Here is a 25,450-nt window from a genome sequence, read left to right on the forward strand (position 1 = left end):
GAGAAGGGGTGCCTGCGAAGTGCAGGCACCCCTTCTCCGTTGTTCGATTCTCTACAGTTGCACGAGCCGCGGAGCCGAACCCGTCGAACGGATCAACGCGCCGGCTACGCGGGTGAGTTCCTTTGCGCTGCCGAGTATCCCGTCGAGAACCAGTGCGCGGCGGATGTGTCGCTGCAGATCGTGCTCGGCGGTGAATCCGATTCCGCCGAGCACCTGCTGGCAGTGACGGGCCGCCGTCAGAGCGGCCTTCCCCGCCGCCGCCTTCGCCAGCAAAGACCCGAGATCGTCGTTCGCGGCGAGCAGCGTGGCCTCGGCGCCCTCGATCGCGACGAGCGTGTCGGCGAGACGGTGCCGAACCGCCTGGAACGAGGCGACCGGCTTCCCGAACTGTGTGCGGTCGAGAGCGTGGGTTCGCGCGAGCGACAACATGGTCCGGCTCGTCCCCACCAGCCACCAGCCGAGCGCGCGCCGTCCCGCGGCGATCGCTGCGGGACCGATCTCCTCGCCCGCATCGGAGGTGTACAGGGGGATCTCCTCGTCGAGCGAGGTGCCGGCCACTCCGGTGCGTTCCCACACGATCCACTTCCCGCCGGAGAACGGCAGCGGCAGGGTGCCCGCGATCGGCAGTCCGGCCGCGTGCAGAACGACGTCGTTGAGCACCGGCGCGTGCGCGCCGGTCTTGCCGAGGAGGCGGAACACCAACGGGATCGCGACATCGGGCATCTCGGTGAGCATGTCGCCCCATCCGAGATCGGCCAGCGCCGAATCCAGTTCGTGTGCCGGTGCCGAGGTCATGATCCCGCGCAGGGCATCCCCGAGCAGCGCCAGTTCCTGATCCTGCGCGGCATCGGCGACGGTGGCGGCGTCGGACATCATTCCCTCCCCAGGTCGAGCAGACGGCGGGCGATGATGTTGCGCTGGATCTCGGCGGTGCCGCCGTAGATCGTCGCGGCCCGCGAGTACAGGAACTCCGGTCGCCACGCGGTGTCCTCGAGTTCGAGGACGCCGGGCAGCAGATCGCGCGCCGTGTCGAACAGCTGCTGTTCGGCAGTCGCCAGCAGGACCTTGTCGATCGAGGTCTCCGGCCCGAGGGAGGCCCCGTCGGCGAGTCGCTGCTGGGTCAGACGCGACCGGCACCGCACGGTGTGCAGCGCCAGGAACACCGAGCCGAGATCGTCGTCGGCGTCGAGTTCGGTCTCGTCGAGCAGCTTGTCCAAACGGGTGAACAGGTACGCGATCCGGTGCCAGAAACACGTCGAGCGTTCGTGCGGCAACAGATCCATCGCGACCCGCCACCCGTCGCCCGGTTGCCCGAGCATGCGGTCCGCGGGGACGACGACGTCGTCGAAGTACACCTCGGCGAACTCGTCGATTCCGTGCATCGTGCGCAGCGGTTTGACGGTGATGCCGGGAGTGTCCATGTCGACGAAGAACGCGGTGATCCCGTCGTGGCCGGGCGCGGTGCGGGTGAGCAGTACGCATCGGGATGCGTACTGCGCCAGACTCGTCCAGACCTTCTGACCGTTGATCACCCATTCGTCGCCGCGTTGCACGGCGCGCGTGCTCAGCGACGCCAGGTCGCTGCCGGAGCCGGGTTCGGAGAAGCCCTGGCACCACTGTTCGCGACCGTTGAGCAACAGCGGCACCATCTCGGCGGCGAGTTCGGGCCGGGCGTAGGAGATCATCGTCGGAGCGAGGACCTCGATCATCGAGTAGATGCCCGGCTCCGCCAGGTCCCGGGTGGCGACCTCCTCGCCGAGCACGGCTCGCAGCACGGCGTCGCCGCCGAGACCGCCGACCTCCTCCGGCCAGCCGTACCGCATCCAGCCCGCGTCGAACAGTGCCCTGCGCACCCGGCCCAGCTGCGCGACCTGACCGTCGAGCGAGTGGTCGGGCGGCGGGGTCAGGTCGTTCTCGTCGAGCCAGGCGCGCAGGTCGGCCCGGAACTCGTCGACGTTCATGCCGTCGGCTCGAACGAATGCGGGATGCCCGAGTCGTGGGCGCCGCTGCGCCGCAGGAACGTCATCGCGCGGGTGCGCAGCCGCCAGCCGGCGTCGGTCCGGACATAGGTGTCGTTGTAGTAGCCGATGCGCATGTCGTGCGTCGAGTGGTCGACGAAGCACAGCGGCTGGCTTCCCGTCGCGGTGTCGCCGTCGAGATCGACGAGCGCAGTCCCGGTCATGAACAGGCCGCTGGGTGCCGCCGCGACGAGTTCGGGGAACTGGTCGAGGGTGAAGGCGTCGCCGAACGCGCTGTAGGTGCCGTCGGGCGTGAACACGGCCATCACGCCCTCGACGTCGCCCTTGGTCATGTTGACCGCGTACTTGGCGAGGAGCTGGTTGATCTCCACGAGGTCGTCAGTTGCCGACATAGACTTTTCCTCCTTTCATGACGAACTGCACGTTCTGCGTGACGGTGATGTCCTGCAAGGGATCTCCCGGCACGCCGATGATGTCGGCGAGAAGGCCCTCGGCCAGCCGGCCGCGGTCGGTGACGTCGATCAGCTCGGCGGCGACGCTCGTGGCGGCACGCAGCGCCGCGATTTCGGACATACCGCGTTCGACGAGGGCGACGAGTTCGTCGGCGTTCTTGCCGTGCGGGATGGCCGGGGCGTCGGTGCCGAGCGCGATCTTCACGCCGGCCTCGTACGCCGCCTTGACCGAGGTGCGGGCCTTGGGGAACATCTCGGCGGCCTTGGCCTGAAGATCCGGTGGGGCGTGCGAGACGTCCATCGCGTCCGCGAGCCGGGTGGTGGGAACCAGGTAGGTACCGGCGTCGACCATCTTCTGGATCGCGTCGTCGTCGACGAGGAATCCGTGCTCGATGCAGTCGATCCCGGCGGCCACGGCCGAGCGGACGGCGTCCGCGCCGTGGGTGTGCGAGGCGACGCGCAGGCCGCGCCGGTGCGCCTCGTCGACGATGGCGCGCAGTTCCTCGTCGGAGTAGTGCTGTGCGCCGGGGGTTCCCGTGTGGGACATGACGCCGCCGGACACGCAGACCTTGATCAGCTGCGCACCGTGCTTGATCTGGTAGCGCACCGCCTTGCGGACCTCGTCGACACCGTTGGCGATGCCTTCCTCGATGGTCAGGTCCAGTACGCCGGGGGCGAACGCTGCGAACATCGTCGGGTCGAGGTGACCGCCGGTCGGCGTGATCGCATGACCCGCGGGAACGACCCGGGGACCGTCCACCCAGCCGGCGTCGATGGCCTTGCCCAACGCGACGTCGAGCAGGTATCCGCCGGTCTTGACGAACAAGCCGAGGTTGCGGACCGTGGTGAAGCCGGCGCGGAGGGTGCGCCGGGCGTTGCCGACTGCGCGGAGCATGCGCAGCGGCGGGTCGTCCTGCACCGTGGAGAAGACCGGCTTCTCGCCGCGTCCGCCCATGAGCAGATTGACTTCCATGTCCATGAGGCCGGGCAGGAGGATCTGATCGCCGAGATCGATGACCTCGCCCTCGGGTGCACCGCCGATCCCGACGATCTTGTCGCCGTCGACGCGGACGATGCCCGGGCGCACGATCTTTCCGCTGTCGACGTCGAGGAGTCCGGCCGCCTTGAGCGTGATCATGGGCTACACCACCGGTTCCTGGGTGATTTCGGCCCAGGCTGCGCCGCTGTCGGGGACGCGGGGCTGTTTCCAGACTTCGACGGGGAAGGAGACCATGATGAGCGACTGCATCAGGTGCACGAGTGCGCGGGCGTCGTCGGGCAGGTCGTCGAAATCGAATTTGTCGCAGTAGGTGATGGCGTCTTCGATGCGGGGGAAGGCGGCGTCGTAGAACTTCTGCATGTCGGGCATGGTCGAGGCCAGACGCTTGGCGTAGCGCTCGGGCTCGGTGGCCAGGACCCAGTCGGTGTAGGGCTCGAGGTCGGCGAATTCAGTTGGCAGCAGCGCCATCACGGTACTCCTTGACGTAGTCTCCGACGGTCTTGTGCAGGTGTCGGAGGAGGATTTCCTGATCGCAGAGCGGGAACTCGGTGACGGCACGGGTGCCGATCATCGTCTGGGTCGCTTCGAGGGTGTTGGCGTCCTGCAGTGCGTATTCCTTGAAGGTGACCGCGGCGAGTTCGTGGGCGAGGCGCTCGCGAACGTTCTTCGGGGGCACGAAGTAGAGGCTGGCTTCGAAGATGTGGCGGTCCGGGGCGGTGGGCCAGTAGTGGTAGGTCAGGTACCAGCCCGGCGCCCAGATGAGCAGGGTCATGTTGGGGAAGAATTCCCACGAGTCCTGGCCCCAGACCGGGAACTTGCCGGGGTTGACGCCCTCGGGCAGTTCGTCGTTGGCGATGCCGGCGATGTCGGGGCGGTCCCAGGGGCCGAACAGGCCCGAGCGCAGGACGCGTTCGATGGGCTTGACCATGTTCAGGTCCTTGGGCGGTGCCATGCCGCCCCACGAGGAGATCATCGAGTGTGGGGACTGGATGTCGTAGTGCAGTGCCTCGTAGCCGTAGCCGGCGAGCTTTTCGGCTTCGTCCTTGGTGGCCTGCTTCATGTGCAGGATCGGGGCGTGGTAGAACTCGGCGAACGCGTCGATGAACAGCTTCCAGTTGGAGCCGATCTCGGACCGGTAGCTGTAGACCTCGGTCATCTGGTCGAAGGGGTAGCCTTCGATGCCCTTGGCCAGCGGGCCGAGGTATTCGTCGAGCGGCTCGGCGTTGTCGTCGAGGTTGATGAAGATGAAGCCCTGCCAGATTTCGCAGCGCACGGACTTGAGGCCGTAGTCCTGCTTGTCCAGGTCGAAGAACTCGCCTTCCTGCTGGACGAAGGTCAGGTCGCCTTCGAGGCTGTAGCGCCAGGCGTGGTATTTGCAGGTGAACTGCTTGCAGCTGCCGGCGACTTCTTCACCGGGGAAGTCGTTCCACACCAGCTTGTTTCCGCGGTGGCGGCACACGTTGTGGAAGGCGCGGATCACGTCGTCGTTGCCCTTGACGATCACCAGCGAGGTGCCGGGGCCGGCGGAGGGCAGTTCCTTGGTGAAGTAGCTGCCCTTGCGGGGGAGCTTCTCGACACGGCCGACGTTGAGCCAGGTGCGCTTGAAGATCGCGTTGCGCTCGTCTTCGAAGAACTGCGGATCGTACGAGTCGGTGTAGTCGACCGGTGCGGTGCCGAGTTCGGGCCAGTGCTCGGTCCAGCTGCCTTCTGCTGGTTTCGGGAAATGGGGCACGGATCTACCTTTCCTGTCCGGGCTCGGAGTCGTGTCCGAGTCCGATACCGAATGTGTTGAAAGCCATGGCCATGAGGCCGTAGCCACCGACCGTGAAGATGAAGTCCATTCGCTGACGCTTGTCGAGCCGCTCGCCGAGTGCGTTCCACGTCTGCTCGGAGAGCCTGTTCTTGTCCTCGAGTTCGTCGACCGCGGTGAGCAGCGTGCGCTCGAACTCGTCGGCGGCCTCCCCGCGTCGTGCTGCCTCGATCTCGTCGAGGGTCAGCCCGGCCTCCTGCGCGATGGGCACGTGGTGCTGCGATTCGTACTCGCACTCGCGCCGGTGCGCGACGCGCAGGATTGCGAGTTCGCGCAACCGCGGTGGCAGCGTCGACCGGTACAGCAGGTAGACGCTGAAGCCGAGGAATGCCTTGGTCAGGTCCGGGTGGTGAGCGAGCGCGGACAGGGCCGTGCCGGCGCCTTCCGGGTTCTGGCGATCCCGGGCGAGCATCCCGATGAACGCGGCACGCGTCTTGTCGTCCCACTCCTCTGCGGGTAGCGGCGGAAGCAGGGCCATCCACAACCTCCTCTCATCGACGAGAATTACATTCTCATTTCTGCTCATCAGGTTTCCAGGCTTTCGCCGGTTAGTCAACGCCGGGGATGAAACAGCAGGTGAAGATGCTCTTGATCGAGCGGGCGCCCTCCGTCGGACGAAGATCCCCTCTGTCGTATTCGCAAAAGTTCTCCCCGCTGATCACCCGTGAAATATGTTGATTCTCCTACAGGGAGAGGCTAGTTTCCCTGTCAGGTGAGAGCATTACGGCCTTTCGATCCTCGGCTGGACCACCACGGTCGCGCGGGCCCGCAGGCAATCTCCTGAGTCACACCGGCCGGCCGTCAGGCCAGGGGGAGGAAGAACGTGAAACGACAGCACACATTCACCGGGGGGCGGGCTCTCCTGGCGCTGGCCGCCGTATCGATACTCGTCGCCGGTTGCGGTGGACGCACCGGCACCGAGATCGAGGGGGGCGAAGGCTCGGGCGGCGGTTCGTCGTCGGCGGCCTCGGCCGACTTCGGCGATCTCACCGAAGTCTGTCAGGACGGTGACGCCACGACCGCGAGTGCGCAGGGCGTCACCGCCGAGCAGATCGAGGTCGGTGTCTTCACCGACATGGGCTTCACCAAGAACTCGGAGTTCGTCGACGCCGCGAACGTGTTCACGTCCTGGTGCAACGACAACGGCGGCATCAACGGCCGCACCCTCGTCGCCAACACCCGCGACGCCAAGCTGATGGAACCACGTCAGCGCATGATCGAAGCCTGCCGCGAGGATTTCGCCCTCGTCGGCGGTGGTGCGGCACTCGACGCCCTCGGCGTCAAGGAACGCCTCAACTGCCTGCTCCCGAGCTTCACGGCCCAGACCGTACAGGAACGCGCGTCCGGCGCCGACCTCGAGATCAATGCCTCCCCGGCGAAGGTCGCCGGCTACGACAACTATGCCGGCTTCCGCACCTGGGCGCTGAACGAGGCGTACCCGGAGTCGAAGGGCGCGGTCGGAATGATCAACGGCGACTCGGCCGTCACCAAGGTCATCGGCGCGATCACCCAGGAGACCCTCGATTCGCTCGGGGCCACGATCATCTACAACGAGCTCTACCCCGCGATGGGCGTCTCCGACTGGACTCCCTACGCGCAGGCCATCAAGAGCAAGGGCGTCAAGGGCCTGATCTTCATGGGTAGTTTCGACCAGCTCGCCAAGCTCGAAGAGGTCCTGACCAACATGGACTACAAGCTCGACTGGATCGACGCCAACAACAACGCCTACAACGACCAGTTCGTCGAGCTCCTCGGGCGCTCCGCGGACTTCCAGAACAACCTCGTCGACCTCGGTGGTGTGGCACCGCTCGAGAGCGACGAGCCGGCGGTCGAGCAGCTGAAGGAGTTGTACGCGAAGTACGCTCCCGACGCGCAGATCACTCTCCCGGCGGTCCGGGCGTGGTCCTCGTGGCTGCTGTTCGCCAAGTCCGCCGCCGCCTGCGGTGACGAACTGACCCGAAAGTGCATCTACGACAACGCACGCGCCGAAACCGCCTGGACCGGTGGAGGCCTGCACTCTGCGTCGGACCTGCAGAACCCGATCCCGCCGAGCTCCTGCTTCAACGTCGAGAAGGTCACCTCGGACGGCTGGGAAGCGGCCGATTTCAACCCTGACAGCGGCCTGTACCGGTGCGACATCCCGATGCGCAAGCTCAACCAGGACTTCGGCGCACCGATGACCCTCGCCGAGGTCGGCAAGAGTATGGACGAAGTCCAATAATGGAACAGTTCATCACGTTCGGAATCGTCGGCCTCACCACGGCCGCGATCTACGCGATCATCAGCAGTGGCCTGGTCGTGACGTTCACGACCACCGGCGTGTTCAACTTCGCACACGGCGCCACGGGCATGATGGCGGCCTTCGCCTACTGGCAGCTCAGCGTCGGCTGGGGCTGGCCGGTGTGGCTCTCGGTCGCCGTCGTGCTGCTGGTGCTGGCGCCGGCGTTCGGCCTTCTCGTCGAACGGTTGCTGCGCCCGGTCCAGAGACTCGGCGAGGCCGAGAAGCTCGTCATGACCATCGCGCTGCTGAGCGGGCTCATCGCGCTGGCACGGTGGATCTGGAACCCGGTCAAGGCACGGTCGCTGCCCACGTTCTTCAACGAGCTGCAGCCGTTCCACATCGGCTCGGCCACGATCACCTGGCACCAGGCGCTGACGATGGTCGTCGCGGTCGCGGTGGCGCTGGGACTGCGTGTGCTGATGTTCAACACACGCACCGGCGCGGAGATGCGGGCGACGGTCGACGACCGCGCCCTCGTCGGGCTCACCGGCGCCGACCCGGTCCGCGCCAACCGGGTCGCCTGGATTCTCGGAACCGTGCTGGCCGCCCTCGGTGGCGTGCTCATCGCCCCGATGGTCGCGCTCGAGGCCACCCAGCTGTCACTGTTGATCGTCAGCGCCTACGCGGCGGCGATCTTCGGCCGGCTCAAGAGCCTGCCGATGACGTTCGTCGGCGCCGTCGTGGTCGGTTGCATGGAGGCCTACATGGCCGGCTACCTGCCCCAGAACGACTATCTGCCCGGGCTCCGCCTGGCCGCACCCGCGATCCTGCTGTTGCTGGCCCTGCTGCTGTTCCCGCACGGCAGGCTGCGCGGCCGCGACCGGAACCTCAGCCAGGTTCCCGTTCCCACGGTGCGCGGGACGTTCGCCTTCGCCGGGGTGATCGTGGCGTTCGGCATCATCCTGTCCACCGTGCTCGGCGAGGGTGATCTCATCACCTACGGGCAGATATTCGCGTTCGGTGTGATCGCGATGTCCTTCGTCCCGCTGGTCGGGTACGCCGGGCAGATCTCCCTGGCCCAGCTCAGTATGGCGGGGATCGGTGCGATCGTGTGTGCCCACCTCGGTTCGGACGGACAGTGGTGGGCGCTGCTGGCCGCGATGGTGATCGCCGGCGTCGCCGGAGCGATCGTGGCGATCCCGGCGCTGCGCCTGTCGGGGGTGTACCTCGCCCTCGGTACCGCGGCCATCGCCGTCGTACTCGACCGCTGGATCTTCTCGATGCCCTCGTTCGAGCTGTTCGGGGTGGACTTCGCGTTCTTCAACCAGGGTTCGGTGGACCTGGTCGGACCGAGCCTGTTCGGATTCCGGATCGACACTCCGGCGGAACTGACCGTGTTCGCCGCGATCTGCCTGGCACTGGTCACGATCGGGGTCGCGGCACTGCGCCGTGGCCGCCTCGGCCGGCAGCTGATCGCACTGCGCGACAGCGAAGCCGCCTACGCGACCCTCGGTGGCAGCCTGCTGATGATGAAGACACTGGTGTTCGCGATCTCCGCGGGCATCGCGGGACTCGGCGGCGCGCTCTACGGGATGCAGCTGCAGTCCGTAGCCCCGGAGCAGTTCAATTTCATTGCCGGACTGGGTATCTTCCTGATCGCGGTCGTCGGCGGGCTCGGCGTGGTCGGCAACGGCCTGTTCACCGGCACGATGGTCGCCGGCCCGCTCAACGCGATCGTCGCGCTGTGGCCCGGTGCGCAGAACCTCGTCCAGACCCTGCCCGCCGCAGCGGGACTCGCCTACGGGTCCGGGGCCGTGGACGACGGTGTCGTGCCGTCGCTGCGAAGGGAGTGGGAGGCCACGTTCCGCGACACCCTCGTCGTCTCGACGCTGGTGGGATGGATCGTGGTGCTGTGGCTGCTGCGCCTCGGCGACGTGATCAACGGATACGTGCTCCTCGCGGGCATCGTCGCGGGCGTCCTCGCCGCCCGCCTCTGGTCGAACTCGCGGCGCAAGGTGCCGCCGGGACCGGACGATCCGGCCGAGGACATACCCGTCGAGTGGTGGGGCGTGAAACGTCCCTGGACTCCCGAGGACCAGGAGGTGCTCGATCGTGCCGTCGCAACTCGAGGTTGACGACATCGCCGTCGCGTTCGGGGGACACCGCGCCCTCGACGGGGTCGGATTGAAAGCCGAACGCGGACAGGTCACCGGGCTCATCGGGCCCAACGGTGCCGGCAAGAGCACCCTATTCGACGTGATCACCGGGCTGCGCCGGCCCGTCGCGGGACGCGTGTATCTCGATGGGCACGACGTCACGCGGGCCGGTCCGGCACGGCGCGCCCGGCACGGACTGGCCCGCACCTTCCAGCGGCTGGAACTGTTCGGCCGGCTCAGCGTCCGCGACAACCTGCTCGTGGCAGCGGAACTCGGCCCGGAACGTCGCCGGGCCAGGCAGGTGGCCGACGAGATCATCGAACGTCTCGCCTTGCACCACCTCGCCGACACCACGGCCGACGCGCTGTCCACCGGCATGGGCCGGCTCGTCGAGGTCGCGCGTGCGCTCGCGGTCCACCCGAGCCTGATCCTGCTCGACGAGCCCGCTGCCGGACAGGACCCGCAGGAAACCGAGTTGTTCGCCGGGCTGCTGCGTGCCCTCGCCGACGACGGAACCGCGGTCCTGCTCGTCGAACACGACATGGAACTGGTCATGAGCGTGTGCGATCAGGTATACGTCCTCGACCTCGGCCGGATCATCTCCGTCGGAGCGCCGGACGTGATCCGCCGGGACGAGAAGGTGCTCGCGGCCTATCTGGGGGAAGCATGAACGCCATCCTCGAACTACGCGACGCGCGCGCCGCCTACGACGAGATCACCGTGCTCCACGGGATCGACCTGAGCGTCTCCGCCGGGCAGGTGGTGGCGCTGCTCGGACCGAACGGTGCCGGCAAGACCACGACGCTCAAGGCTGCGGCCGGGGTCCATCCGCTGCGTTCCGGTCAGCTGTTCCTCGGCGGGCGGGACGTCACCGGGGTGGCGCCGCGCGATCTGGCCCGGGCGGGGGTCTGCCTGATCCCGGAAGGCCGCGGCGTGTTCCCCAACATGTCGGTCCGCGACAACCTGCTGATGATGACGTTCACGGGCACACCGCGCGAACAGATCGAAGAGGTCGCGTTCTCGCGCTTCCCGATCCTCGCCCAGCGTGCGTCACAGACCGCCGGGACGCTCTCCGGCGGCGAGCAGCAGATGCTCGCACTCGCCCGTGGACTGGCCACCGATCCCGCGGTCCTTCTGCTCGACGAACTGTCGATGGGCCTGGCACCGCTGGTCGTCGGCCGCCTCTATGACGAGGTGGCCGAGATCGCCCGCAGCGGCGTGGCGGTTCTCGTCGTCGAGCAGTTCGCGAACGCCGTCCTCGATTTCGCCGACCACGCAGCGGTTCTCGTACGCGGACGCATCCAGAAGCAAGGCCACCCCGACAGCGGACTCCGATCCGAGCTCGCCGCCCTCTACCTAGGGAGTTCCTCATGACCTCGACCGAATCCCGTGCGGACCGGTTCACCCGTGAACTGTCCGAGTTGAAGATCCCCGATCCCTCCGCCGGCCGGTCGTCGCTGTGGCTGCGGCTCGGTGTCGCTCTCATGGTGGTCGGCCCGATCCTCGGAACAGTGGCATACTTCATGTCACACAACACGTCCGACGCGCTCGTGCAGCGCGATGCGATCGTGGTCTCGATTCTCGGCGTTGCCGTCGCGGTGGTCGGCGCAGCGCTGTACCTGCGCTACTCGCTCACCGGATTCCTCCGGTTCTGGATGGCGCGTCAATCGTTCGACCTCGGCGTCCTCGCCGAGCGCACTTCCGAAAGTGAGGTTGAAGCATGACCGCAGCGACTCCCCTCAAAGCCGGCGAACAGCTCGCCAGCGCCGACTGCACGGTCCGCGTGGTCGTCGTCCGCGCACCCGCCGAGGGCGGAGCGGTTCTGGCGTGCGGCGGAAGCCCGATGGTCCCCGCGACCGGTGGGCGCCCGTCGACGGCGGGTATCACCGACCTGGTGACGCTCATCGGCAAGCGGTACGTCAACGAGAGCGACACACTCGAGGTGCTGTGCACCTCACCGGGTGTGGGCGAATTGAGCTACGACGGCGTGCCGTTGACCGTCAAGGCGGCCAAGGCCCTTCCCGCCTCCGACTGAGGTACCGACGATCAGGTCCGGTGGGGCCACCGGACACGGCCGGTGGCACTGCCGGAAGACGAAGAAAGAAGTTGAGAACATGGCTGTGCCCGGTGGCATGAGTTTCGAGCTGACCGAGGACCAGGAGCTGATCCGCAAGTCGGTCGCCGAGCTGATGAAGAACTTCGGCGACCAGTACTGGATGGAAAAGGACCTCGCGCACGAATTTCCGACGGAGTACTACAAAGCGCTCGCCGACGGCGGGTGGCTCGGCATCACCACTCCGGAGGAGTACGGCGGGCACGGCCTGGGCATCACCGAGGCCTCCATTCTGCTCGAGGAGGTCGCTCGGTCCGGCGGTGGCATGAATGCCGCGACCGCGATCCATCTGTCGATCTTCGGGATGCACCCGGTCGTCGTCCACGGCTCCGACGAACTGAAGCAGCGGACCCTGCCCCGGGTCGCCAGTGGGGACCTTCACGTCTGCTTCGGCGTCACCGAACCCGGTGCCGGACTGGATACCTCGCGCATCACTACCTTCGCCCGCCGGGAGGGCGACCACTACATCGTCAACGGCCGCAAGGTGTGGATCTCCAAGGCGATGGAGTCGGAGAAGATCCTCCTGCTCACCCGGACGCAGCGTTACGACGAGGTCGCCAAGAAGACCGACGGCATGACGCTGTTCCTCACCGATCTGGATCGCAGCCGTGTCGAGGTCCGGCCGATCCGGAAGATGGGACGTAACGCGGTCTCCTCGAACGAGCTCTTCATCGACGATCTGAAGATCCCCGTCGAGGATCGGGTCGGCGAGGAGGGCAAGGGATTCCAGTATCTTTTGGACGGTCTGAACCCGGAGCGTATGCTCATCGCAGCCGAGGCTCTCGGCATCGGGCGGGTCGCTCTGGACCGGGCCGTCAAGTACGGCAACGAGCGTGAGGTATTCGGCCGCCCGATCGGCATGAACCAGGGAATACAGTTTCCGCTCGCGGACTCGCTGGCGCATCTCGATGCGGCAGAACTCGTGTTGCGCAAGGCAACCTGGCTCTACGACAACGGCAGGCCGTGCGGGCGCGAGGCGAACACCGCCAAGTACCTGTGTGCCGAAGCGGGTTTCACCGCGGCCGACCGCGCGTTGCAGACACACGGGGGGATGGGGTACTCGGAGGAGTACAACGTCTCCCGCTATTTCCGTGAGGCCCGGGTGATGCGTATCGCCCCGATCTCCCAGGAAATGATTTTGAACTATCTGGGATCACACACTTTGGGAATGCCGAGGAGTTACTGATGGCAGCAAGCAATCCTCTGTTCGACCTGACCGGCCGGTCCGCTCTGGTGACCGGTGCCGCGGGCGGCATCGGCGCGGCGGTCGCGGAGGCACTCGCGGCCGCGGGGGCGTCGGTTCTGGTGACGGACATCAACCCGGACGCGGCGGCCGCCGTCGCCGAGCGGATCACCGCGAACGGCGGCAAGGCGGACAGCGTCGGACTGGACGTGCGCGACCGCGCCGCCGCTGATGCCGCCGCAGCCCGCGCCGCCGGGTTCGGCGAGGGGTCGCTGCACATCCTCGTGAACAACGCCGGAGTCACCGAGCCTGCGATGTTCAAGGACCTCGAGATCGAGAGCGTCCAGAAGATGCTCGACATCCACCTCCTGGGCGCGTTCACGTGCGCCAAGGCGGCACTGCCGTTCTTCCCGACCGACGGCACCGGCCGGATCATCAACGTGACGTCGTCCGCCGGCATCACCGGAACGCTGGGACAGGTGAACTACTCCGCGGCCAAGGCCGGGATCATCGGTATCACCAAGTCGCTGGCCCGCGAGCTGGCCCGCAAGAGCATCCTCGTCAACGCGATCGCTCCGCTGGCAGCCACCCCGATGACGAACACCATCCGCACCGACGAGAAGTTCGCCGAGCAGATGCTCAACCGGATCCCGTTGCGCCGCTGGGCGGAACCGTCCGAGGTTGCGGGTGCGTTCGTGTTCCTCGCGTCGGATGCCGCGTCCTTCGTCACCGGTCAGGTCCTGCCGGTGGACGGCGGAATGGTGATGTGATGACACCGGAACCGGCATCCGCCGGTGCCGCGGCCGGTCCGCTCGACGGGGTCACCGTCGTCACTCTCGAACAAGCGGTCTCGGCGCCGATGGCCACGCGGGTACTCGCCGATTTCGGTGCCCGCGTCATCAAGGTGGAGAACCCGAAGGGCGGCGACTTCGCCCGCGACTACGACGACGTGGTCGGTGGGCTCGCCGCGCATTTCGTGTGGGCCAACCGCGGCAAGGAATCGGTGACGCTCGACCTGAAATCCGATGCCGGACTGGCCGTGCTGCACCGCCTGCTCGAATCGGCGGACGCGCTCGTGTCCAACCTGGCGCCGGGCGCGACCGCCCGGCTCGGGTTGTCGGCGCAGGAACTCGGGAAGCGTTACCCGGAGTTGATCGTCGTCGAGATCGACGGGTACGGTGCCGGGGGACCGTTGTCCCACAAACGTGCCTACGACCTTCTCGTGCAGGCGGAGTCGGGATCGTGCGCGGTCACCGGCTTCCCGGGTGAGCCCGCGAAGCCGGGGCCGCCCTTCGCGGACATCTCGACCGGGCTGTACTCGGCGTTGTCGATCCTGGCGTTGTTGTGCGGCAAGTCGCGCAATCCCGAACGCAATCGTGGTCTCGAAGCCGTGTCGGTGAGCTTGTTCGACACGATGACCGACATGATGGGCTATCCGCTCACCTACACCCAGCATTCGGGTATCGACCAGCAGCCGCTCGGAATGAGTTCGCCGGCGGTCGCGCCCTACGGCGCCTATCGCACGGCCGACGAGCAGACGGTCGTCCTGGGGACGACGAACGACCGGGAGTGGCAGCGCCTCGCCCGGGAGATTCTCCACCGTGACGACCTCGCGGACGACGAGCGGTTCCGCACGAATTCGGACCGTTGCCGCAACCGTGCCGTACTCGACGAGGCGATCGGAACCTGGTGCGCCCAGCACGATCTCGCGCACGTGCAGAAGACCGCCGACGAGGCGGGAATCGGGAACTCGCGCTACAACGTTCCGAGTGAGGTGCTCGAGCACCCGCAGTTGAGCGAGCGTGACCGGTGGAGGACGATCGACACGCCGGCCGGTCCCGTCCGGGCGATCCTGCCGCCGCCGATCGTCGCGGGACGCGAACCGAGGATGGATCCGGTCCCCGGTCTCGGCGAGCACACCGACCTCGTCCTGTCCGATTTCGGATTCTCACCGTCGGAGATCGCGGATCTGCGCCTGCAGGGCGCGGTGGGCCCGGAGTACCGGCGATGACGGCGAGCGAGCTCCGTATCGACGGGCCGGTCCTGCTGCACGACGACCTCGACGGAGTCCGGACGCTGACCCTGAACCGGCCCCGCCGGAAGAACGCGATCGACACGGAACTCTGGGGGTGCCTGCGCGACGCCCTCGACGACGCCGGTACGGACCCGGACGTGCGTGCGTTGGTGGTCACCGGTGCCGCCGGTGCGTTCTGCTCGGGCGCGGACATCGCGAACCCCGGTGTGGCGCATCCCATGCGCAAGATGCGGGTCCTGACCGATGTCGCGCTCCTGTTGCACGAGCTGCCGGTCCCGACCGTGGCGAAGGTGAACGGTGTCGCCGTCGGCGCCGGCTGGAACCTGGCGCTCGGGTGCGACCTCGTGGTGGCTACACCGGAATCCACGTTCTCGCAGATCTTCACGAAACGGGGACTGTCGCTGGACCTGGGCGGTTCGTGGCTGCTGCCGAAGCTCATCGGTCTGCAGCAGGCGAAACGCCTCGCGCTGCTCGCCGAGACGATCGACGCCGAACAGGCGCTGGCGATGAACCTCGTGACCTGGGTGGTCCCCGGAGACGAGATCGACGGGTTCGTCGACGACCTCGCGTGCAGGCTGGTGGCGGGTCCACCGGTTGCGCTCGCCCAGACCAAGGCGCTGCTCAACGAGGGTGCCGACCGGACTCTGCGCGACGCTCTCGCGAGCGAGGCGCGGGCACAGGCAACGAATTTCGCGACGGTGGACGCCCCGGAGGCGTTCTCGGCGTTCGCCGAGAAGCGGGAACCGCGGTTCACCGGACGGTGGGCGGTCGGCCGCGACAAGCAGTGACGCGTGACGTGTCCTGCGACGACGATTGGGAGAAGTAGATGCGTGAAGTGGTGATCGCCGAGGCGGTCCGGACACCGGTGGGTAAGCGCAACGGCGGACTGGCGGGGGTGCACCCGGCGGACCTGTCGGCGGTGGTGCTCACCGCGCTCGCGGAGCGGACCGGGATCGACCCGGTGATCGTCGACGATGTGGTCTGGGGCTGTGTGTCCCAGGTCGGTGATCAGTCGAGCAACGTCGGACGGTACTCGGTGCTGGCGGCGGGTTGGCCCGAGAGCATCCCGGGCACCACGGTCAACCGGGCGTGCGGGTCGAGCCAGCAGGCGCTGGACTTCGCGGTGCAGGCCGTGATGTCCGGGCAGCAGGACGTCGTGGTCGCCGGTGGTGTCGAGTCGATGAGCCGGGTTCCGCTCGGTGCGGCGAAGGCGGACGGGAAGCCCTACGGGCCGCGTGCGCTGGCCCGCTACGACAACTTCCAGTTCAACCAGGGAATCGGCGCCGAGATGATCGCGGAGAAGTGGGGGCTGTCGCGAACCCGGCTCGACGAACTGTCGGCGCAGTCCCACGAGTGGGCGGCGGCGGCGGTCGACGGCGGCGCGTTCGACGCCCAGATCGTGCCGGTCGACACCGGGGACGGGACGGTGGCGCGTGACGAGGGTCTGCGGCGTGGTACGACCGTCGAGAAGCTCGCCGGTCTGAAGCCGGTGTTCAAGGAGGACGGGGTGATCCACGCCGGCAACTCGTCCCAGATCGCGGACGGTGCCGCGGCGCTGCTGGTCACCACGGCGGAGAAGGCGCGCGAACTCGGGCTGAAGCCGATCGTGCGCTACCGGGCCGGTGCGGTCGCCGGCTCGGACCCGGTGCTCATGCTGACCGGCCCGATCCCGGCGACCGAGAAGGTGCTGCGGAAGGCCTGTCTGGGAATCGGTGACATCGGTGTGTTCGAGGTGAACGAGGCCTTCGCGTCGGTGCCGCTGGCCTGGCTGGCGGAAACAGGCGCCGATCCGGCGCTGATGAACCCTCTCGGCGGAGCGATCTCGCTGGGCCACCCGCTCGGGGGTTCCGGGGCCATCCTCATGACGCGGATGATCCACCACATGCGCGACAACGGGATTCGATACGGCTTGCAGACGATGTGCGAGGGCGGCGGTACGGCCAACGCCACGATCGTCGAGCTCGCGGGCTGAGCCGGAGCGGCCGTGAGCAGGTATCCCGCGGAATGTGAGCTGGTGCACCCGAGAGTTTCCATGAGACCCTTGTCACATCCGGAAAACCGACCTACTGTGTACTAGGTAGGTTGGTTCGAGGAAGGAGTGAGGTGTCCGCACCCAGGCCGTACGACACACTCCTCTCCAAGGGTGAGGATCGCAGACAGCTCATTCTCTCCGTTGCACAGCGACTGCTGGCGCGGAACGGATGGCGCAACACGACCCTCGCCCAGATAGCGGGAGAGGCCGGCGTCACCACTGCGGGGCTGCTGCATCACTTCGAATCCAAGGACCGGTTGTTGCACGCGGTGCTCGATGCCCGCGATGCCGACGACGACGCGCACGCGGATCGCTCCGGAGACCTGCTCGAACAGCTCGCGAAGGTACCGGAACGGTTCGAGCGCTCACCCGAACTGGTGGGGATGTTCGCCACGCTGGTGATCGAGAATCTCGATCCGGATGCACTACTGCACGATCGCCTGCTCGATCGATACCGGGCCGCGCTGGAGACCGTCGAAGACGGTATCCGCCGCGGTCAACTCGCGGGGCGGTATCGAACGGATGTGGACCCGGCGACCAAGGCAGTGGAGATCGTCGCCTTTCTCAACGGAATGGAAACCTCATGGCTGCTCGATCCATCGATACCTCTGACCGAGGTGTTCAGGGAGTACACACAGTCGCTTACTCGACAGCTAACGCTCGTCGCCACCATCTGAGGAGACGGGTCGCCGTCGTCGCCCCGAGCGTCGCCGACGCGGTCCAGTTCGCGGGAGGGTGGCTGTTCGACCACGTGATGGCCGGATGGCACGTCACGGTGGCCGTCAGAAACCCCGAGGATGCGCGTCCCCTGCGCATTCTCGGCGCCGACACTGTCGACCTGGAAGCCGCACTGTCGTCCCCGTACGGCCCGATGCCCGAACTGATCGCCGTCGCGATCGATCTCTACGAGTCCGACGAGCGTATTCGCACGGGGGCACGCGAGGCTCTCGACGGCAATCTCACCCGGATCGCGCTGTGGGGCGAGGCGCTGCCCTCGGAACTGGATCGGGAGTTCGAATCGATCCAGCACCGGCTGAGCCTGGCCGCGCGTGCTTTCAAATCCCACGCGCTCGCCGCGGCCTCGCTGCCGTACACCGCGCCCGGGGCAACCGAGTGTTTCCGCAGCAGTGGCCTGGATCAGTCGATGGGGCTCGCCTCCGTCGGCTGACCGGCGCCCCGCACACACCGAGGGCCGGTGGTCTCGAAGGAGACCACCGGCCCTGTGTCGTGTACCGGTGCGGATTGCGGTACCGCCTCAGCCGGAAACGTCGATGACCACCTTCCCGATCGCGCGGCCGTCGGCGACCAGTCGCAGCGCCTCGACGGTGTTCTCGAGCGGGAGACGCGCGCCGATGTGCGGTACGACGCGTCCGCTCGCGAGCAGCTCGTGCAGTTCGGATTCGTTGCGGCGCATCTCTTCCGAATCGAGATCCTGGAACAGGAACCCGAGGATCCGCACACCCTTGACGAGCACGAGATTGAGCGGAATCCGCGGAATCTCGCCCGAGGCGAACCCGATCGTGACGAACCGGCCACCGCGCCGCAGCGCCCGCAGCGCGGTCTCGGACAGGTCGCCGCCCACCGGGTCCAGAACCACGTCGGCGCCCCCGGGCAGCGCCTCACGCAGCGCCGCCCGCACATCCGCGGTGCGATGGTCGACGAGATGACGCGCGCCGTAGGAGGCGGCGACCTCGAGCTTGCCGGGGGAGGACGCGACAGCGGTGACGATCGCTCCCATCTCCACGGCGAGCTGCACCGCGGCCAGCCCGACCCCGCCGCCGGCGCCGAGCACGATCACCTCGTCGCCGGGGCGGACCCGGGCCACCGACCGCAGGCTGTGGTAGGCGGTGCGATGTGCGACACCGAATGCGGCGGCGACGTGCGCGTCGACGCCGTCCGGGATCGGTGTCAGATTCCGCGCGGGAGCCACGACCTGTTCCGCGAACGCCCCGACGATGCCGGTGCCGGTGACCCGGTCGCCGACCGAGACGCCGTCGACGTCGTCGGCCACCTCCTCGACGACACCGGCGAATTCGCTGCCGGGAACGAACGGCGGCGGCACACTGACCTGGTACTTGTCGGCGACGAGCAGGACATCCGGGAAGTTCACCGCCGCCGCGGCCACCCGTACCCGGACCTTGCCCGGTTCGATCGCCGGCGGGTCGAGTGCGTCGACGCGGACGACCTCGACGGGCCCGTACCCGGGACAGATCGCAGCACGCATGGCAGTCACCTGCCCTGCCAGACCGGGGCGCGCTTCTCGACGAACGCCGCAGCGCCCTCCTTCGCGTCCGCGCTGGAGAAGACGGTGCTCTGCCACTCCTTCAGGCGGGTTGCGGCGAGCGCCGGATCGGACACCGAGAGGCGGACCAGGTCCTTGCACGCGGCGAGCCCGAGCGGTGCGTTCGCGGCGATCCGTTCGGCGTACCCGAGAGCGGTGTCCAGGACCTCGTCCGGTGCCACGACGGCGTTGACGAGACCGAGCTCGTATCCCCGCGCGGCGCTGATCGGATCGCCCGTCAACGTCATCTCGAGCGCCGCTCCGATCGGGATGCGGGTTCCGATCGTCGTGCCGCCACCACCCGGGAACAGGCCCCTTTTCACTTCGGGGAGGCCGAATTTCGCGTCGCCGGACGCCACGATCAGGTCGCACCCGAGCAGCAGTTCGAGTCCACCGCCGACGGCGGTGCCGTTGGCGGCGCCGACGACCGGGACGGTGAGTTCGCCGGTCGTCAGGCGCCGGTACCCGTCCGCGTCCTCCTCCGAGTCGAACCCGACCGCTCCGCCCGCTGCGAATGCCCGCAGATCCATGCCGGAGCAGAACGCGCGGTCGCCGGAACCGGTGAGGATCACCGCGCGGATGTCGGGGTCCTTCTCGGCTGCGACGGCGGACGACCCCAGGCCGCGCATCATCTCACCGGTGAGGGCATTGCGGGCCTCAGGGCGGTCGAGGCGCAGGATCAGGACCTGCCCGCGCCGCTCCCGGACGAGCCCGTCGGATGCCGCGGTCATCCGCTGTAGTCCGTGGACTCGGCGAGTTCCGCGGCCGATTTCATGAGGTCGACGATGACCGGACCGTACGACTGCAGTTTGATGTCGTCGCCGGCGCGCTGGAAGCCCTGCTCGAGGACGATGGCGAGTTTCCACTTCGCGAGCACGAGGTAGTAGTCGAGGTCGTCGACCTGACGGCCGGAGACCTCGGCGTAGTGCGCGACCATCTGCGAGCGGCTCGGCATCCCGCTCAGATCGACGTAACTGACCGCACTGTCCTCGATGGCGTTCGTGTCCTCGGGCCAGTTCATGAGCATCCAGCCGAGGTCGAGCTTGGGATCACCGACGGTGCCCATTTCCCAGTCGACGAGTGCCGCGAGCTTCGCGGGAGCACCGTGCTCGAACATGACGTTCGCGAACTGGTAGTCGCCGTGCATCAGACCCGGGATGTAGTCGAGCGGCCGGTGGTTCTGCAGCCATGCGGTGGCGACGTCCAGGCCCTCGATCTCACGGCCCTTGATCCGCTCGAAGAACCGGGTCCAGCGCTCGACCTGCCGATCGTGGAAGCCCTCGGGGCGTCCGAGATCGTGGAGGCCCTGTGCTTTCCAATCGACCTTCGAGAGCAGAGCGATGCCCTCTGCGAGCTGGTAGGCCAGTCCATTCCGTGCCTCGAGGTCGGTGTCGAACGGCGCCGGCCAGGTGCCCCGATGGTCCATCGGCGACCATCCGTCGACGTAACCCATGAGATAGAAGGAGCGCCCGAGCACCGATGTGTCCTCACATGCGGCCACAGCTTTCGTATGCGGGACGTCGGTGCCGTCCAGTCCCTGGATGATCCGCCACTCACGCATGATTCCGCTGTCGCGGTCGGCGGGGGCGCCGGCCGGAGGGATCCGGATGACGCAGGTGAAGTCGTCACGGGTGAGCCTGTAGATCTCGTTCTGGGTACCGCCGGACAGGTACTTGGCCTCGAGGGGCGCGCCCTTGCCGGGCAGGCCCTGCTGGTCCATCCATGCGGCGAGGCGTTCGGTGTCGATCACTGGTTCCCCACTTCGAGTTCGAGGTAGTCGGCGAATTTCGCCCGGGCGGCTTCTTGCTTCTTCGGAATCCACTCCGACGGCCACATGTCGTCGATGGGCTTGTAGTCGCGGAGAACCTGCTTGGCGACCGTGGTCTTGTGCACCTCGGTCGGTCCGTCGGCCAGGCCCATCACCGCGGCGCCGTGAATCATCTTGAAGAACGGCATCTCGTTGGTGACGCCGAGGGCACCGTGGACCTGCATCGCACGCCACGCGATGTCGTGGAGGACGGTGGGCATCACGATCTTCGCGGTCGCGATGTCCTTGCGGACCTTCTTGTAGTCGTTGTACTTGTCGATCTTCCACGCGGTGCTGAGCACGAACAGCCGGAACTGGGCCAGCTGGGCGTAGGAGTCGGCGATGTAGCCCTGCACGGTCTGCTTGTCGGCGAGGCGACTGCCGGCCGTCTCGCGGCTCAGAGCGCGTTCGCACATCATGTCGATCGCCTTCTGTGCCAGGCCGATGGTGCGCATGGCGTGGTGGATGCGACCGCCGCCGAGTCGCACCTGGGCGGCCGCGAACGCGCCGCCCTCCTCGCCGAGCAGCGCGTCGGCGGGTACCCGTACGTCGTTGTAGTGGATCAGCGCGTGGGTGCCGTCGTTGATCGGTTCGCCGTACAGCCCGACGTTGCGGACGATCTCGACGCCGGGGGTGTGCGTGGGGACGAGGAACATCGAGGTGCCCTTGTGGACCGGCACGTCGGGGTCCGTCACGACCATCACGATGAGGAACTCCGCGGTCCGGGCGTTGGAGGAGAAGTACTTCCAGCCGTTGATCACCCAGTGGTCGCCGTCCTTGACGGCGCGGGTCCGGAACTGTGCGGGGTCGGCCCCGCCCTGCGGTTCGGTCATCGAATACGAGGAGAACACCTCGCCGTCGAGCAGTGGCTGCAGGTAGCGCTCCTTCTGGGCGGGAGTGCCGTAGTGCGCGATGATCTCGGCGTTGCCGGTGTCCGGGGCCTGGCAGCCGAACACGATCGGTGCCCAGCTCGACCGCCCCAGGATCTCGTTGAGCAGGGCGAGCTTCAGTTGTCCGTATCCCTGGCCGCCGAGCTCGGGGCCGAGATGCGTCGCCCACAGTCCCTGCCGGCGCACCTCCTGCTTGAGCGGGTCGATCGCCTTGCGCCGGGCGCCGTCGAGGGGAACGAACTGTTCGTGCTCCCACACCAGATCGAGCGGTTCGACCTCTTCTCGCACGAACGCGTCGGCCCAGTCGAGTTTCGCCTGGTACTCGGGGTCGGTTTCGAAATCCCATGCCATTTGCGTCTCCTCTCTACGGATGAGAATATGACTCTTGCAATCAAGAATGCAATTCTGAGTGTGGTGAACGACACCGTGGACGCGGTGTCGGATCGGGTGTGCGGAAGGTGAAGGATGAAGGCCGAAGACCTGTTCCACCTGGGCATCGTCACTGACGACCCGGAGTCGACCCGTGACGAGTTCACGGCGATCCTCGGATACGAGTGGGGACCGGAGGTCGGCGGGACGCTGCCCGTGACGCTTCCGGCCGGCGACCGCACGCTCGATCTGCGGTGCGCCTACTCGATCACCGAGCCGCGCATCGAGATCGTGCGCAGCATCCCCGGCACGATGTGGGAGGCCGGCGCGGGAATCCACCACGCCGGGTACTGGTCCGACGACGTCGCGGCCGACGCAGCGGAACTGTCCGCGCGCGGCTTCGTCACCGAGGCCACCCGCACCGGTCCGGACGGCGGGCTGTTCTTCGCGTTCCTCCGCGGCACGACCGGGCTGCGGATCGAACTGGTCACCCGCGCCGCGGAGCAGGGACTGCAGCGGTGCTGGGGAGCCGGAGCATGACCTCCGTGGGCGTCGTGACCGGCGCCGGACGTGGAATGGGCTACGCCTGCGCGCAACGCCTTTCCGGAACGGTGGACGTGCTGTTGCTCGTCGACCGCGACGGCGCGACCGCCGGAACCGCCGCCGAATCGCTGCGGCCGACGGGCAGGGTCGAACCGGTCGTTCTCGACATCACCGATGGCGACGCGCTCGCTCGCCTCGCCGACAGGGTTTCCGAGCAGGGCACCCTGCGCGCGGTGGCGCACGCGGCGGGAATCTCGCCCACGATGGCCGGCTGGCAGCAGATCTTCACCGTCGATCTCGTCGCGACCGCGATGCTGGCCGAGGCGCTGCGCCCGCTCGCCACAACCGGGACCGCAACCGTGTGCTTCGCGTCGATGGCGGCGTCGATGGCGCAACCGGGCCTGACACGAGAGGTCGCCGAGGTGCTCGACGATCCTCTGAACGAGCGGTTCCTGGACCGGATCCGCGACGCCGCGGGCTCCACCGTCGAGCACACCGGTACCGCGTACGCGCTCGCCAAGCTCGGGGTGCAGCGGTTCGTGCAGCGGGAAGCGGTGCGTCTCGGTCCGCTGGGCGCCCGGATCTGCTCGGTGTCGCCGGGCATCATCGACACTCCGCAGGGCCGTCAGGAGGCCGAGCACAACGAGCGCATGGGGGAGATGGTGCGCATGACCCCCCTCGGCCGCACCGGCGTGGCGGACGAACTCGCCGCCGTCGTCGCGTTCCTGCTGTCCGACGATGCGAGCTTCGTCAACGGTACCGACGTCCTGGTGGACGGCGGGGTGTGCGCGGCACGTTCCGCGCAGGAGGGACAGCCGGGCGCATGAGCTCGTCGCCGGACGCCGGACCCGGACGGAACCACGACGGGTGCGAGGACCGGAGTGCCGAACGGCAGGGTCTGCGACGCCTTCTCGACGAGGTCGAGGCGGAGTCCGCGGGCTCGGCCGGGCACCCGGATCCGCCCGGCGTTGCCGGGCAGCGTCGACAGCCCGCTGGGCCGGACGGGCCGCGCGGAGGGGCTCGCGGCCGTGGTAGCGTTCGCGCTCCCGGGCGATGCGGGCTTCCCGAGCGGCACAGATCTTCTCGTCGTCGGAGGCGTGCGGGCCGCGATGAGCACTGAGACAGGGATGACATGACGGAACCGGCCGACGACCTCGCCCACCGCATCGCGCAGCGCACGCTCGCGAAACGAGGGGACAACTACGCCAACGAGGTCCGCTGTCTCCTCGACGCCGCGGTCACGGTGATGAAGAGATCGGGGACGGCCTCGCGCGCGCGGGTCGCGGACATCGTCGCCGAATCCGGCCTGTCGAACGACGCCTTCTACCGCCACTTCAAGTCGAAGGACGCGCTCGTCGCCGCGATCCTCGAGGACGGCACCGCCCGCCTGCGCGACTATGTCGAGCACCAGATGAACAAGGAGACCACGCCCGAGGGCCAGGTCCGGCGCTGGGTCGAGGGCGTCATGTCGCAGGGCGCCGACGATGTCGGCGCGGCCACCCGAGCCGTCCTGTGGAACACAGGCAGCCTCGGGGAGAACAGCGAGGCCGGCCCGCCGTCACCCAGTGCTCCGCTCGCGAGTCTGCTGCGCGCGCCCTTCGCCGAACTGGGCAGCGCGGACCCCGAGTTCGACGCGAATCTCGCCGCCCATGCGACGATCGGCATCCTCGCCGATCACCTGTACCGGCGGGTTGCGCCCGGTCCCCGCGACATCGACCGGATCACCGCCTTCTGCCTGCGCACCGCCGCCTCCGGGCGCTGACCGCACCGCCGCCTCCGGGTGCTGACCGCACCGCCGCCTCCGGGTGCTGACCTACGGGGCGTCGGAAGGGGCGTCCGGCCGCAGGCTGCGAAGAAAGATCTCCACGGCCATGGCCGTGTGACGCTCCTGGTCGTCGGCGGTGCGGAGGATGCCGAACGAGGCGAGCCGTGACGGGGCTCCGGTCGCCATCCCGAGGAAGTGCTCGGCCAGGATCTCCGGGTCGTCGGCCTGGATCGCTCCTGTGGCGGCGTGCCGGCGCAGCAGGTCGGCAACGAGCTTCCGGCGAGGCCAGAACCCGGTGCCGTACGTGCGCCGCGCGAGTTCGGGATAGCGGGACGCGTGGGCGATGGCGATCTGCTCGAGTTTGATCATCCGGGGGTCCAGCGCCCGGGTCAGCGCGGCCTGCGCGATCGCGACGAGCGCGCCGTGCAGATCGTCGAGATCGGGGTCCTCGGGTTCGGGGACAGGCCAATCCGCTCGTTGGACCGCCCATCCGAGCACCGACCGGAATACATCCTCCTTGGCGGGGAATCGGGCATACAGCGACGGTTTGGTGGTGCCGGCTGCGGCCGCGATGGCATTCATGGAAGTGCCTTCGTAGCCGTGTTCGAGGAACAGCTCGAGTGCGGCTTCTCTGACGGCCTCGTCGAGCCGGGATGCCTGTTCCCGGGTGGGGCGGCCGCCACGTCGTGGAGCGGCGGAACCGGCGGGCTTCTGCGGTGTCATGAACGAAGTGTGCCAGTCGTTTCCGCTATGGACATATAACTTGACTCAAAGGTAAAGTTACGCTCGCGAATCCCACAACGGCCGGAGGGCT

The 25,450-nt window shown here is 67.7% G+C and carries 28 protein-coding genes; 16 read left to right on the top strand and 12 right to left on the bottom strand.

Annotated features, from left to right (window positions below; translation table 11 throughout):
- Positions 1 to 51 precede the first annotated feature (51 nt).
- Genes A8G15_RS22270 through A8G15_RS22300 form a run of 7 tightly spaced genes read right to left on the bottom strand, consistent with a single transcriptional unit; the run spans position 52 to position 5,719 of the window.
- Complete coding sequence (locus tag A8G15_RS22270; protein ID WP_425415117.1) at positions 52 to 876, bottom strand: acyl-CoA dehydrogenase family protein; 825 nt, start codon at positions 874 to 876, stop codon at positions 52 to 54.
- Positions 873 to 1,961, bottom strand: a complete 1,089-nt coding sequence (locus A8G15_RS22275; protein WP_068164688.1) for an acyl-CoA dehydrogenase family protein — start codon at positions 1,959 to 1,961, stop codon at positions 873 to 875. Before A8G15_RS22275 ends, A8G15_RS22270 begins: the two co-directional genes overlap by 4 nt.
- Positions 1,958 to 2,371, bottom strand: a complete 414-nt coding sequence (locus A8G15_RS22280) for a nuclear transport factor 2 family protein (protein ID WP_068164691.1) — start codon at positions 2,369 to 2,371, stop codon at positions 1,958 to 1,960. Before A8G15_RS22280 ends, A8G15_RS22275 begins: the two co-directional genes overlap by 4 nt.
- A complete protein-coding gene (locus A8G15_RS22285; RefSeq protein ID WP_068164694.1) occupies positions 2,358 to 3,569 on the bottom strand; it encodes a metal-dependent hydrolase family protein in 1,212 nt (403 codons plus the stop codon). Before A8G15_RS22285 ends, A8G15_RS22280 begins: the two co-directional genes overlap by 14 nt.
- A gap of 3 nt (positions 3,570 to 3,572) precedes the next feature.
- Positions 3,573 to 3,899 (bottom strand): hypothetical protein, encoded by a 327-nt coding sequence (locus tag A8G15_RS22290; protein WP_068164697.1) that lies wholly within the window; start codon positions 3,897 to 3,899, stop codon positions 3,573 to 3,575.
- Positions 3,880 to 5,163, bottom strand: a complete 1,284-nt coding sequence (locus A8G15_RS22295; protein WP_068164701.1) for an aromatic ring-hydroxylating oxygenase subunit alpha — start codon at positions 5,161 to 5,163, stop codon at positions 3,880 to 3,882. Before A8G15_RS22295 ends, A8G15_RS22290 begins: the two co-directional genes overlap by 20 nt.
- Before the next feature lie 4 nt (positions 5,164 to 5,167).
- Complete coding sequence (locus tag A8G15_RS22300; protein WP_068164704.1) at positions 5,168 to 5,719, bottom strand: carboxymuconolactone decarboxylase family protein; 552 nt, start codon at positions 5,717 to 5,719, stop codon at positions 5,168 to 5,170.
- 345 nt (positions 5,720 to 6,064) lie between these two features.
- Between A8G15_RS22300 and A8G15_RS22305 the strand changes: the two genes are divergently transcribed.
- The 13 genes from A8G15_RS22305 (at position 6,065) to A8G15_RS22365 (ending at position 18,149) form a co-directional block, all read left to right on the top strand.
- Complete coding sequence (locus A8G15_RS22305; RefSeq protein WP_068164706.1) at positions 6,065 to 7,462, top strand: ABC transporter substrate-binding protein; 1,398 nt, start codon at positions 6,065 to 6,067, stop codon at positions 7,460 to 7,462.
- On the top strand, positions 7,462 to 9,597 hold the full coding sequence (locus A8G15_RS22310) for a branched-chain amino acid ABC transporter permease (RefSeq protein WP_068164708.1): 2,136 nt from the start codon (positions 7,462 to 7,464) through the stop codon (positions 9,595 to 9,597). The genes A8G15_RS22305 and A8G15_RS22310 overlap by 1 nt, the downstream gene beginning before the upstream one ends.
- Positions 9,575 to 10,288 (top strand): ABC transporter ATP-binding protein, encoded by a 714-nt coding sequence (locus A8G15_RS22315; protein ID WP_068164712.1) that lies wholly within the window; start codon positions 9,575 to 9,577, stop codon positions 10,286 to 10,288. The genes A8G15_RS22310 and A8G15_RS22315 overlap by 23 nt, the downstream gene beginning before the upstream one ends.
- Positions 10,285 to 10,992, top strand: a complete 708-nt coding sequence (locus A8G15_RS22320; RefSeq protein ID WP_068164714.1) for an ABC transporter ATP-binding protein — start codon at positions 10,285 to 10,287, stop codon at positions 10,990 to 10,992. Before A8G15_RS22315 ends, A8G15_RS22320 begins: the two co-directional genes overlap by 4 nt.
- Complete coding sequence (locus A8G15_RS22325; RefSeq protein WP_068164717.1) at positions 10,989 to 11,342, top strand: hypothetical protein; 354 nt, start codon at positions 10,989 to 10,991, stop codon at positions 11,340 to 11,342. Before A8G15_RS22320 ends, A8G15_RS22325 begins: the two co-directional genes overlap by 4 nt.
- On the top strand, positions 11,339 to 11,653 hold the full coding sequence (locus A8G15_RS22330) for a hypothetical protein (protein ID WP_068164720.1): 315 nt from the start codon (positions 11,339 to 11,341) through the stop codon (positions 11,651 to 11,653). The genes A8G15_RS22325 and A8G15_RS22330 overlap by 4 nt, the downstream gene beginning before the upstream one ends.
- A 97-nt stretch (positions 11,654 to 11,750) precedes the next feature.
- Positions 11,751 to 12,917 carry an acyl-CoA dehydrogenase family protein gene (locus A8G15_RS22335; protein WP_068164721.1) on the top strand — a complete coding sequence of 389 codons (1,167 nt, stop codon included), beginning with the start codon at positions 11,751 to 11,753 and terminating at the stop codon, positions 12,915 to 12,917.
- Positions 12,917 to 13,684, top strand: a complete 768-nt coding sequence (locus tag A8G15_RS22340; protein ID WP_068164722.1) for an SDR family NAD(P)-dependent oxidoreductase — start codon at positions 12,917 to 12,919, stop codon at positions 13,682 to 13,684. Before A8G15_RS22335 ends, A8G15_RS22340 begins: the two co-directional genes overlap by 1 nt.
- The gene (locus A8G15_RS22345; RefSeq protein ID WP_068165004.1) at positions 13,684 to 14,925 is read left to right on the top strand and encodes a CaiB/BaiF CoA transferase family protein; all 1,242 of its coding nucleotides are present in this window, start codon (positions 13,684 to 13,686) and stop codon (positions 14,923 to 14,925) included. Before A8G15_RS22340 ends, A8G15_RS22345 begins: the two co-directional genes overlap by 1 nt.
- Complete coding sequence (locus A8G15_RS22350; protein ID WP_068164723.1) at positions 14,922 to 15,737, top strand: enoyl-CoA hydratase/isomerase family protein; 816 nt, start codon at positions 14,922 to 14,924, stop codon at positions 15,735 to 15,737. The genes A8G15_RS22345 and A8G15_RS22350 overlap by 4 nt, the downstream gene beginning before the upstream one ends.
- A gap of 38 nt (positions 15,738 to 15,775) precedes the next feature.
- The gene (locus A8G15_RS22355; protein ID WP_068164726.1) at positions 15,776 to 16,921 is read left to right on the top strand and encodes a thiolase family protein; all 1,146 of its coding nucleotides are present in this window, start codon (positions 15,776 to 15,778) and stop codon (positions 16,919 to 16,921) included.
- A 110-nt stretch (positions 16,922 to 17,031) separates the two neighbouring features.
- Positions 17,032 to 17,658, top strand: a complete 627-nt coding sequence (locus tag A8G15_RS22360) for a TetR/AcrR family transcriptional regulator (protein ID WP_425415118.1) — start codon at positions 17,032 to 17,034, stop codon at positions 17,656 to 17,658.
- Between the two features lie 98 nt (positions 17,659 to 17,756).
- Entirely contained in the window at positions 17,757 to 18,149 is a 393-nt protein-coding gene (locus A8G15_RS22365; protein ID WP_245687955.1) for a hypothetical protein, read from the top strand.
- Positions 18,150 to 18,236: 87 nt separating this feature from the next.
- Here the strand turns inward: A8G15_RS22365 and A8G15_RS22370 are convergent, their stop codons facing one another.
- The 4 genes from A8G15_RS22370 to A8G15_RS22385 are packed head-to-tail and all read right to left on the bottom strand — an operon-like array spanning position 18,237 to position 22,310.
- Positions 18,237 to 19,205 (bottom strand): NADPH:quinone oxidoreductase family protein, encoded by a 969-nt coding sequence (locus A8G15_RS22370; RefSeq protein WP_068165010.1) that lies wholly within the window; start codon positions 19,203 to 19,205, stop codon positions 18,237 to 18,239.
- A 5-nt stretch (positions 19,206 to 19,210) separates the two neighbouring features.
- Entirely contained in the window at positions 19,211 to 19,993 is a 783-nt protein-coding gene (locus A8G15_RS22375; protein ID WP_068164731.1) for an enoyl-CoA hydratase-related protein, read from the bottom strand.
- Positions 19,990 to 21,012 (bottom strand): phosphotransferase family protein, encoded by a 1,023-nt coding sequence (locus A8G15_RS22380; RefSeq protein WP_245687956.1) that lies wholly within the window; start codon positions 21,010 to 21,012, stop codon positions 19,990 to 19,992. The genes A8G15_RS22375 and A8G15_RS22380 overlap by 4 nt, the downstream gene beginning before the upstream one ends.
- Entirely contained in the window at positions 21,009 to 22,310 is a 1,302-nt protein-coding gene (locus A8G15_RS22385; protein WP_068164734.1) for an acyl-CoA dehydrogenase family protein, read from the bottom strand. Before A8G15_RS22385 ends, A8G15_RS22380 begins: the two co-directional genes overlap by 4 nt.
- Before the next feature lie 114 nt (positions 22,311 to 22,424).
- Here A8G15_RS22385 and A8G15_RS22390 point away from each other — a divergent pair, with 114 nt between their 5' ends.
- From A8G15_RS22390 to A8G15_RS22405, 3 genes are all read left to right on the top strand, one after another.
- A complete protein-coding gene (locus A8G15_RS22390; RefSeq protein ID WP_068164736.1) occupies positions 22,425 to 22,868 on the top strand; it encodes a VOC family protein in 444 nt (147 codons plus the stop codon).
- Positions 22,865 to 23,698 carry an SDR family oxidoreductase gene (locus A8G15_RS22395; RefSeq protein ID WP_068164738.1) on the top strand — a complete coding sequence of 278 codons (834 nt, stop codon included), beginning with the start codon at positions 22,865 to 22,867 and terminating at the stop codon, positions 23,696 to 23,698. The genes A8G15_RS22390 and A8G15_RS22395 overlap by 4 nt, the downstream gene beginning before the upstream one ends.
- Positions 23,699 to 24,003: 305 nt before the next feature.
- Positions 24,004 to 24,633, top strand: a complete 630-nt coding sequence (locus A8G15_RS22405; protein WP_068164745.1) for a TetR/AcrR family transcriptional regulator — start codon at positions 24,004 to 24,006, stop codon at positions 24,631 to 24,633.
- A gap of 51 nt (positions 24,634 to 24,684) precedes the next feature.
- Here the strand turns inward: A8G15_RS22405 and A8G15_RS22410 are convergent, their stop codons facing one another.
- A complete protein-coding gene (locus A8G15_RS22410) occupies positions 24,685 to 25,359 on the bottom strand; it encodes a TetR/AcrR family transcriptional regulator (RefSeq protein ID WP_068164748.1) in 675 nt (224 codons plus the stop codon).
- Positions 25,360 to 25,450 lie beyond the last annotated feature (91 nt).

The organism is Rhodococcus phenolicus (assembly GCF_001646785.1).
Classification (GTDB): Bacteria; Actinomycetota; Actinomycetes; order Mycobacteriales; family Mycobacteriaceae; genus Rhodococcus; species Rhodococcus phenolicus.

What these genes read in the sequence shown, in the direction of transcription:
- A8G15_RS22285 (WP_068164694.1), bottom strand. Translation starts at nt 3,569, where the DNA reads ATGATCACGCTCAAGGCGGCCGGACTCCTCGACGTCGACAGCGGAAAG.
- A8G15_RS22310 (WP_068164708.1), top strand. Translation starts at nt 7,462, where the DNA reads ATGGAACAGTTCATCACGTTCGGAATCGTCGGCCTCACCACGGCCGCG.
- A8G15_RS22290 (WP_068164697.1), bottom strand. Translation starts at nt 3,899, where the DNA reads ATGGCGCTGCTGCCAACTGAATTCGCCGACCTCGAGCCCTACACCGAC.
- A8G15_RS22390 (WP_068164736.1), top strand. Translation starts at nt 22,425, where the DNA reads ATGAAGGCCGAAGACCTGTTCCACCTGGGCATCGTCACTGACGACCCG.
- A8G15_RS22410 (WP_068164748.1), bottom strand. Translation starts at nt 25,359, where the DNA reads ATGACACCGCAGAAGCCCGCCGGTTCCGCCGCTCCACGACGTGGCGGC.
- A8G15_RS22340 (WP_068164722.1), top strand. Translation starts at nt 12,917, where the DNA reads ATGGCAGCAAGCAATCCTCTGTTCGACCTGACCGGCCGGTCCGCTCTG.
- A8G15_RS22325 (WP_068164717.1), top strand. Translation starts at nt 10,989, where the DNA reads ATGACCTCGACCGAATCCCGTGCGGACCGGTTCACCCGTGAACTGTCC.
- A8G15_RS22300 (WP_068164704.1), bottom strand. Translation starts at nt 5,719, where the DNA reads ATGGCCCTGCTTCCGCCGCTACCCGCAGAGGAGTGGGACGACAAGACG.
- A8G15_RS22385 (WP_068164734.1), bottom strand. Translation starts at nt 22,310, where the DNA reads ATGGCATGGGATTTCGAAACCGACCCCGAGTACCAGGCGAAACTCGAC.
- A8G15_RS22335 (WP_068164721.1), top strand. Translation starts at nt 11,751, where the DNA reads ATGAGTTTCGAGCTGACCGAGGACCAGGAGCTGATCCGCAAGTCGGTC.
- A8G15_RS22370 (WP_068165010.1), bottom strand. Translation starts at nt 19,205, where the DNA reads ATGCGTGCTGCGATCTGTCCCGGGTACGGGCCCGTCGAGGTCGTCCGC.
- A8G15_RS22320 (WP_068164714.1), top strand. Translation starts at nt 10,285, where the DNA reads ATGAACGCCATCCTCGAACTACGCGACGCGCGCGCCGCCTACGACGAG.
- A8G15_RS22330 (WP_068164720.1), top strand. Translation starts at nt 11,339, where the DNA reads ATGACCGCAGCGACTCCCCTCAAAGCCGGCGAACAGCTCGCCAGCGCC.
- A8G15_RS22350 (WP_068164723.1), top strand. Translation starts at nt 14,922, where the DNA reads ATGACGGCGAGCGAGCTCCGTATCGACGGGCCGGTCCTGCTGCACGAC.
- A8G15_RS22270 (WP_425415117.1), bottom strand. Translation starts at nt 876, where the DNA reads ATGATGTCCGACGCCGCCACCGTCGCCGATGCCGCGCAGGATCAGGAA.
- A8G15_RS22280 (WP_068164691.1), bottom strand. Translation starts at nt 2,371, where the DNA reads ATGTCGGCAACTGACGACCTCGTGGAGATCAACCAGCTCCTCGCCAAG.
- A8G15_RS22395 (WP_068164738.1), top strand. Translation starts at nt 22,865, where the DNA reads ATGACCTCCGTGGGCGTCGTGACCGGCGCCGGACGTGGAATGGGCTAC.
- A8G15_RS22355 (WP_068164726.1), top strand. Translation starts at nt 15,776, where the DNA reads ATGCGTGAAGTGGTGATCGCCGAGGCGGTCCGGACACCGGTGGGTAAG.
- A8G15_RS22375 (WP_068164731.1), bottom strand. Translation starts at nt 19,993, where the DNA reads ATGACCGCGGCATCCGACGGGCTCGTCCGGGAGCGGCGCGGGCAGGTC.
- A8G15_RS22275 (WP_068164688.1), bottom strand. Translation starts at nt 1,961, where the DNA reads ATGAACGTCGACGAGTTCCGGGCCGACCTGCGCGCCTGGCTCGACGAG.
- A8G15_RS22345 (WP_068165004.1), top strand. Translation starts at nt 13,684, where the DNA reads ATGACACCGGAACCGGCATCCGCCGGTGCCGCGGCCGGTCCGCTCGAC.
- A8G15_RS22405 (WP_068164745.1), top strand. Translation starts at nt 24,004, where the DNA reads ATGACGGAACCGGCCGACGACCTCGCCCACCGCATCGCGCAGCGCACG.